The sequence below is a fragment of the Salipiger sp. PrR002 genome (assembly GCF_010500775.1).
GTDB lineage: Bacteria > Pseudomonadota > Alphaproteobacteria > Rhodobacterales > Rhodobacteraceae > Salipiger.
This window is the reverse complement of the sequence record NZ_JAAGOU010000063.1, coordinates 1-6,910: the sequence shown is the minus strand read 5'-3', so window position 1 is coordinate 6,910 and position 6,910 is coordinate 1. Positions and strand designations below refer to the sequence as shown.

General features: G+C 60.7%; 6 protein-coding genes. All 6 read right to left on the bottom strand.

Going from position 1 to position 6,910, the window contains the following annotated elements; translation table 11 throughout:
• Nucleotides 1-203 precede the first annotated feature (203 nt).
• The gene (locus tag G0A00_RS25725; protein ID WP_164185523.1) at nucleotides 204-743 is read right to left on the bottom strand and encodes an AAA family ATPase; all 540 of its coding nucleotides are present in this window, start codon (nucleotides 741-743) and stop codon (nucleotides 204-206) included.
• Between the two features lie 335 nt (nucleotides 744-1,078).
• Entirely contained in the window at nucleotides 1,079-2,884 is a 1,806-nt protein-coding gene (locus tag G0A00_RS25720) for a TniQ family protein (RefSeq protein ID WP_164185522.1), read from the bottom strand.
• Complete coding sequence (locus G0A00_RS25715) at nucleotides 2,881-3,840, bottom strand: ATP-binding protein (protein WP_164185521.1); 960 nt, start codon at nucleotides 3,838-3,840, stop codon at nucleotides 2,881-2,883. Before G0A00_RS25715 ends, G0A00_RS25720 begins: the two co-directional genes overlap by 4 nt.
• Nucleotides 3,827-5,971 carry a DDE-type integrase/transposase/recombinase gene (locus tag G0A00_RS25710; protein ID WP_164185520.1) on the bottom strand — a complete coding sequence of 715 codons (2,145 nt, stop codon included), beginning with the start codon at nucleotides 5,969-5,971 and terminating at the stop codon, nucleotides 3,827-3,829. The genes G0A00_RS25715 and G0A00_RS25710 overlap by 14 nt, the downstream gene beginning before the upstream one ends.
• A 69-nt stretch (nucleotides 5,972-6,040) precedes the next feature.
• Nucleotides 6,041-6,469, bottom strand: coding sequence for a hypothetical protein (locus tag G0A00_RS25705; RefSeq protein ID WP_235953387.1), 429 nt, complete (start codon nucleotides 6,467-6,469; stop codon nucleotides 6,041-6,043).
• A 222-nt stretch (nucleotides 6,470-6,691) separates the two neighbouring features.
• Nucleotides 6,692-6,826, bottom strand: coding sequence for a helix-turn-helix domain-containing protein (locus tag G0A00_RS26680; protein ID WP_164185519.1), 135 nt, complete (start codon nucleotides 6,824-6,826; stop codon nucleotides 6,692-6,694).
• Nucleotides 6,827-6,910 lie beyond the last annotated feature (84 nt).

The window sequence follows — 6,910 nt, the reverse complement described above, 5'->3', positions numbered from 1 at the left end:
TCAAAGCCGTGAATCATGCTGTTCCCGCGAAATCAATGCATCCTGAGCCTAGTCGAGTGACGGCTTGGGGGAGCGCGGTCATGCAGCATCCAAAGCGACCGACCGTCCGCAAAGGGCCGTCGGCTTCAGGTAGTAGGAGGCAGGGGGGGGAGCTGCGCGGTTTGTCCGCTTCAGTAGGTTCTCCGTCCATCTGGAGAAACCGGTCAGAGCGCTAGTTGCGCAGAGACAAAATCAGCGCGTGATGCGATGTCGGTGCACGGCAGCTCCGTGATCTTGTATCCGAGAGCGGTGTAGGTCTCCCGCATGACGGCGCAGGTCGCTTCGGCCTCGGTGCGGGTCTGCGTGCGTTCGGTGTCCTGTGTGAAGATCTCGTCCCAGTAGGGTGTCAGGAAGACGCGGGCGTTGTAACGGGCTGCCTTGGCCGTAGCGGCGACGTGGGGCGGCACGGGGAGGCCGCAGAGGGTCAGGTAGCCCATTATGTCGGGAATGCCCCGGTCGAAGATCACGGGGCCTGAGAGGGCCTGTGCGTCCTCGTAGGCGCGCAGGTGTTGCTCCAGCATCTGTTCGGCATAGGCCATACGATTCCCCCAGGGGAGAGCGTCTCCGCCGCTGGCCATCTCCTCGCGGATGACCGCGCGGCCAGATTCGGGGATCGTATGAAAGCCGCGGCGGGAGAGCTCGGTGATCAGGCTGGTCTTGCCCGCACCAGGGCCGCCCGTCACGACGAAGAAATGGTCGCTCATGGGCCATCCTCGGGTTTGACTGGGGGAAGGACTGCGCAGCGATCGACACGCCACGAGCGCGGATCAAAGCAGCATGGATTTTCGTAGGGAAAACAGCACCGGTCTGCGCGGCAGAGGCAAATCCTCTGACCAAAAAGGCAGAACTAACTGATGCTTTTCAAAGGATGGGAAACGTCACGAAGTTCTGCCTTTCGGGGTCTATTTTTTCCTTTGAAATCAGACGGGCGAAATCCCGGCGACCCGTGAAGGCTGCCTTTTTCGTCGCATAGGTTTGCCTCTCGGCGGGTATGAAGAAGCCGACCCGAAGGTCGGCTTCCTGGTCAGATCACGACTTTCTAGATCACATCGCGCCGTCTGAAGAACCGCTGGCACTTGTCCCCGAGCCGCAGAGGGCGGATGCCGTAGCTGTAGAGGTCCTTGCTGAGGTTGGCGGCGTCGCGGTTGCGGCGGCAGGCCAGTTCGGTCAGCGAGATGTGGGTCGTGCTGAACTCTTCCACGCTCCTGGCGCAGATCACCTGCCACCGGCGATGCTTGGCGTCGGAGAAGGGCTGGACATGGACGATATGCCCGCGCTTCAGAAGAGCGCGAATGGTTCTCGTATTGGTTTTCAGGCGCAGGCTGGCTTCACCGAGCGACAGGGCATCCTCCGCCGGGATGGTTGTGGTTTGTCGGATGGCCCGGATGGAGACTAGGAGATCGCCGAACCTTGCGTCGGCGGGAGCCGTCGCGAAAAGGGGAAGGCGATTGTCCAGAACGCAGGCCACGACCTTTGCCAGCGACGTCTGGCACTGCAGGGCGGCATCGCGGAACAGGACAGCATCTTCCGGCGCGTGTTGCTCTGGCTTGGCCAACGCTCTCAGTTTCCTCAGAAAATCCGAGACCTCTCTTTCCTCGAAATAGGACCCGTTCTTGGGACAGGCCGCGGCATGAGACACGAGCCCCTGCGTGCGCAGCAGGCGCAAGGTCGCCAAGGTCACGCCAAGGATGTCTCCGGCTTGCGTCGCGGATATCATTCCGTGGATCTGGGTGGTGATCTCGGAAATGGTTTCGGAGGTGGGATAGGTGTTGAGGTGTACGCCTTGTCCGTTGTCCCGGGCCGATGCGAGGCCGCGCCGGATCAGGTGCTGTTCGATCTTCCACCGGCTGACACCTGAAATGGCGGCGGCTGTCGCTGGCGTGTGCACCCGCTGTTCCGGCGCTGGCTGACCGAGGATGATGGACCCCTCGGCGACGGGGAAATTCGACCAGATGTAGTCGCGGACACTGTCGCGGATGACATCGAATGCGGGGTCTTCATCGCGGTCCCGCAACCAGTTGTAGAACAGCCGGAACCGGTGGCGATGGAGCCGTGCATCAATTGGCGTGAGCGATTGTATCTCGCGCAGTGTCGCGAGCATGGCCTCGAGCTCGTCTCGCAAGACCATGTAACCGGCGTTTCCGGCACGCACCCAATCCTGTTCCGAGATATCGGTGCGTTTGGCATCGGCACCCAAGGTCATCAGGGCCCCGAGGTTTTCGGCGGTCTGGACGGCGACGTGGATCGGCAGGCCATGGAACCAGTCTCTGCAGGTCTCCTGTCCGGTACCGATCTGGTCTGCCAGCCAATTCTCCAGATGACGGTCTTTGTCCGCCATATGCACCGCAGGTGTGGGCGCGTAGTTTCGGAGGTGGGGCACGATGTCGAACACGTCCTTGTCCGTTCCGGCCTGCGCCAATGGCACCAGAAGGCACCGGTGGACGTGGCAGGTACGGATGCTTTCGAGCTGCCACAGGCCGTGGTGAACTGCGGGCACGTCCTCCGGCCGCTGACGCGCGGCGGACATGCAGACCGGACAGGTGCGTGCGTGTGTCCGCCGGAAGCAGGTGAACTTCAACGTGGCATGGCCGAGTTCGAACCATCCATCCCCGACGACGCGCGGCGTCCAGAATTGCATCGCGGCGGGGTCTGTCCCGCCCAAGGCTGCGAGACGTTCGATCTCTGTCGGGGCACCGTTGGTCAGCTGCCCGTAGTCGATCCCGATATCCGAGCAGAAGGGAACAAGGCGCGGAACGCCGTTGCGCCGCGCAAGGCGCGAGGCAAAGGAGGTAGCGGATTCGCCGGGCACATAGTCCACGCGAAGAGGAAGAGCTCGTGTCATCATTCCCCCCGCGCTCCTCTGGAAAACACCTGACGGGCATCGATGCGCATGAAGTCCGGCACGACAAACGGATTGAACTCGGCATCGCAGGAGGTCCGCCGATGGTACGCCCTGATGAAATTATGCCGGTTCAGTGTCTTCTGGTCTTGCAGGTAGGCATCCTCGATGGCGTCGAGGATCAGGACGATGGCGATGCCGAACTGGTTTGCCGCCGCATGGACCACGCGTTCGCCGTGGGATACTTCCAGAACGTCATCCTCTGGTTCGAGCTTCGCCAGTTCGCAGTAGTTTTCGAGTAGGTCGAGGATATCTTCGCCATATGCAGCAGGTGATAGACTTTCGAACCGAACGGTCCTCATGCGCCGAGCGAGCTGGTGGTCATGGTTGAGGATGTCTTCCAGCTCGTTTGTGCCCGAAAGAATGATCCCGACCGGCCATTCCGGGTCCGTCATCAGGGTCTTCAGCATGGACGTCACTGAATCCAGCTCGTGCTTGGTACCCCGCGACGCCAGGTCCTGCGCCTCGTCGAGATGCACGAAAAGGACACGCCGCTCCTTGAGGTGATGTTGAACCAGGTCCCAGATGTACCAAGCATGGCGATCGGCACCGATGGGATAGCCAAGCGCGCGAAGGAGCATCTGTCCAACGAATTTCAGCGTTGCAGGTGATGGCACCCGCAAGCTGATGATGGTTGAATCTCCGTATCCCTGATCGGCCAGCCTCTGCCCTTCTTGGGCAAGAAGATGGGTGATTGTCGCGCTTTTTCCGGCCCCGGATTGTCCGGACAGAGCAAGCCCTTGCGCCTCGCTAATACGGCCGGTCTGGATGTCTACGAGCCTTTTCTCGGCGAGGATGGAGAACCCTTCTGCCAGTGGAACGAAGCGCTCATGATCGACGAAATACGCCTTCAGTTCAGCGACCCGTTGTGCCGCTTGGGTGATCAGATCATTTCCCATCATTGAACCCCCAGCGTCTGCGGTTCTTGCGTCTCGTTCGACGCTCGGAGATCGGCCCGTTATCGCCGCTGTCCGGCTTCCCAGATGGGTCCGTTGGCGGAGTAATGGAGATTGCGTCATTGAGCAGATCGTTGCTCGGCGGCACGTATCCCAACCGTTGCGCGTCAGAGCGAAGCGGATGGTGCAGCGACGCATCTGCACGCGCTACCTCCACGTCGGCTGTGTGGTACGGCGTCAGGGCGCGCAACGCGAACGCACGACGGTTCGCCTCGGAAATCCTCCCGATGGCGCGCTGGACCTTGGGCACGTCCAGCTTCGCAGCGCGCGCATGCGCGTGTCGAACCGCCCGAATGCCCTCCCTTAGTTCTTCGAAACTCACGCCCTTGAAGCCGTGCTGATTGGCGAGCGCCGGATACCAGGTTGCGCCAACTTTGACGGCGATCCAGCCGATGTCCTGCAGATCCACCCTGATTTCCACCTCCCTTATGGGGGAGTGGAGATAGGCTTCCCGCAGCGCCTCGCAGCTATAACTAAGCCCAGAGAACAGCACGCCCTCGTCATTGAGTTTCCGGGGCATCGGCCTGCCGAATGCTTTTCTAAGGGTCAGGCCATCCGGTACCGGAGGCGTCCCGTGTTCGGCAATCAGGCGCTTCCATGCTGCATTCGGGGTTTCCCCTTTCAGCGAACCGTGTGGCTGATTGTGATAGATATCAACGATGTAGGTCAGAAGAACCTTTATCAGATCGTCGTCGCACAGGCAGGCGAGCATCTCGGAGGGGTAGTCACCGCGATCCACGGTGTCGAAGAAGGTACGACCTGCCAAGAGTGGCATGAGCTGGTGGCCGAGCGTTCGGAAGAACGACTCGATATGCCCCCGCATCCAGGGAATTCCGGCAGGTGGCAAATGCGACGTGACGCCAAGCGACGCTACCGTTGCCTGGAAGGCATCCGAGACAAAGGCAGGCCCCATGTCGGTCACGAGGGTTCCGATCCCGCCATGATGATGCCATGTGGTCTCGCATTCGGCCGCCTGGGCCAGCGGGGTCTTGTCCTCGAAAATCAGCCGCAGTGCGCGGATCGCATCATCCGAGTTTGGCGATTCAGCCAATCGCATCGACACGACGCATTTCGTGGCGCAGTCGATTGCAATGTAGAGCCAGCGTCGCCCCGCCTCGAATTTCTTCTGCCGATCCGGCGGCAGGTGCTCCCAGATGCCTGTCAGCGTCAGCAACGACATGACGTCGAGCTTGTTCTCATCCATCTCGACACGCTCCATGGGGCGTACGACATCAGGACCGTTGCTGCTCATGGCGAACTTCCGGGCAGCCGCAGAAGTGCCATGCCGTTTGGCGTAGATGTAGAAGGGGTCAGCTGAGTCCAGTCGGCGTTTAACGCTAGAGGCCGAAGGGACCATGAGCATCGTTGCGCCCGCGCTGGTTCTGCGCGCGTTCTCTTCGGCGAACAGCGCCCGGGTCTCCTTAATAGACTGGACTTTGCTCGGTCGCTGCGTGTCGGCGTAGATATCGATGACTTGGTTCATCAGGGCTTCGGCCTTGGGGCACCAGCGCCGGGTTCTATTGCCGGACAGATGTGTGGCCGGAATGAGCGAAAGTGCGGAGTAGCCTGCAGCCTGATAGGAGCGCACCCACTGCAAGACCGTCCGGCTTCCCGGCAGCTTCCGAGTTTTGATTTCCTTGCCCGGTCGTATCTTGGCAAAAGCCGCTGCGCCTTCGCCAACGAACCTCTCTGTCACTGATGCAAGCTGCGCTTGGGCCTGCTCATATGCCCGCTGCGTGCGTTTGATGAGGCCCGCAGCTTCGAGAGCGAGGAAGGCGTCACAGACGGCCTTCCGCCAGATCACCAGCCGTGCGGTCTTTTCCGACAGCTCGCTGATGACCTGCACAGGTTTGTCGCGATGCGCTTCTTGTGTGGCCCGGTCAAAATACCCGGCAAGGTAGGTCGTGTCCGGCCGACGCATCATCTCGGCGAGCTCCTGGTGGGAAAATACCTCGGTGATCCCCGGCTGGCCGACGCGCTCGAAGGTGCCGCCTTTGTCGTCAATTTCTAGCGGGCGCATGGCGACGCCTGCCGTGGTGATCATGTCGGAGCTTGAGAAGCGAAAACGCAGGGTCATGCCGCCACCTCCGTCAGAGAGGGGCGCGACCAGGCGAGCTTCCGGGCCGCTTCAGCGGCGGCCTGTCGGTCAATGTGCAGATCGGTGACCAGCAGCACCCGGTCCGCAAAGGACTTGGAGACCGCAGCGGCGACAGCTTCGAGCCTCGGAGGCAAAGTTAAGCTTCAGAACGCGCTGCATGGGTTTGATCGCCACCGCGATCCGCTCGCCATCCGCCTTGGTGATGAGGAAATCGAAGACATGTCGCGCAGGGAGGCCATCAATGCCGACATAAGATATCGCAGGCGGCTGCTCCCGGACATGGTGCACGTCGTCCCGCACTAGCATCAGGCACAGGAAGGCATACTCGAGTGCGCTTTCGAAGTAGATAAGTCGCGGGCGCTTGAAGCCAGGCAGCGTGGCCACCAATGAGCCACGAAGGCTGCCCTTGGAACGGCGCGCAGGAACACGGGTCGCGTGGCTCGGCTCCGGCCCGCGGTAGATCAGATTATCTTGCATGATGATTGGAGCGCACCTCACCTGGGCCCGGCCCATGTGGATCGGTGCAGGCGTGTGGCGACATCCCCCTATGTTTGAGATGAATTTGACTGCCCTGCCGGAAGACGCCCCGGCAGGTTGACTTTTCGTGAGACTCAGGGGATGAATAAGGGGTCGGATCGAAACGACACTTATTCAGAAGGCCTTCCTGTTAGCGCAGGAGGGTCTTTTTACTTCCCGATGTCAGGTTTTGGTGTCTTGGCACTCCTCCTCTGCATAGCGATCTGGGAAGAGCTGCTGCGGCGTTATCCCCAACTGTTTCGCAATAGCTTTCTGGATTCGATGAGATTTTCGGTAGCCTTGACTGACGACAGTCACAGTTGACTGAAGTACGCTGAGCTGACCCCACCGAGTGGTCCGGGTTAAATGCTAATGCATGGTCGGCCTTCGATCTATGGGGAT

Excerpts from the sequence above, each read along its gene's own strand:
- G0A00_RS25725 (WP_164185523.1), bottom strand. The coding sequence starts at position 743 with ATGAGCGACCATTTCTTCGTCGTGACGGGCGGCCCTGGTGCGGGCAAG.
- G0A00_RS25720 (WP_164185522.1), bottom strand. The coding sequence starts at position 2,884 with ATGATGACACGAGCTCTTCCTCTTCGCGTGGACTATGTGCCCGGCGAA.
- G0A00_RS25715 (WP_164185521.1), bottom strand. The coding sequence starts at position 3,840 with ATGATGGGAAATGATCTGATCACCCAAGCGGCACAACGGGTCGCTGAA.
- G0A00_RS25710 (WP_164185520.1), bottom strand. The coding sequence starts at position 5,971 with ATGACCCTGCGTTTTCGCTTCTCAAGCTCCGACATGATCACCACGGCA.
- G0A00_RS25705 (WP_235953387.1), bottom strand. The coding sequence starts at position 6,469 with ATGCAAGATAATCTGATCTACCGCGGGCCGGAGCCGAGCCACGCGACC.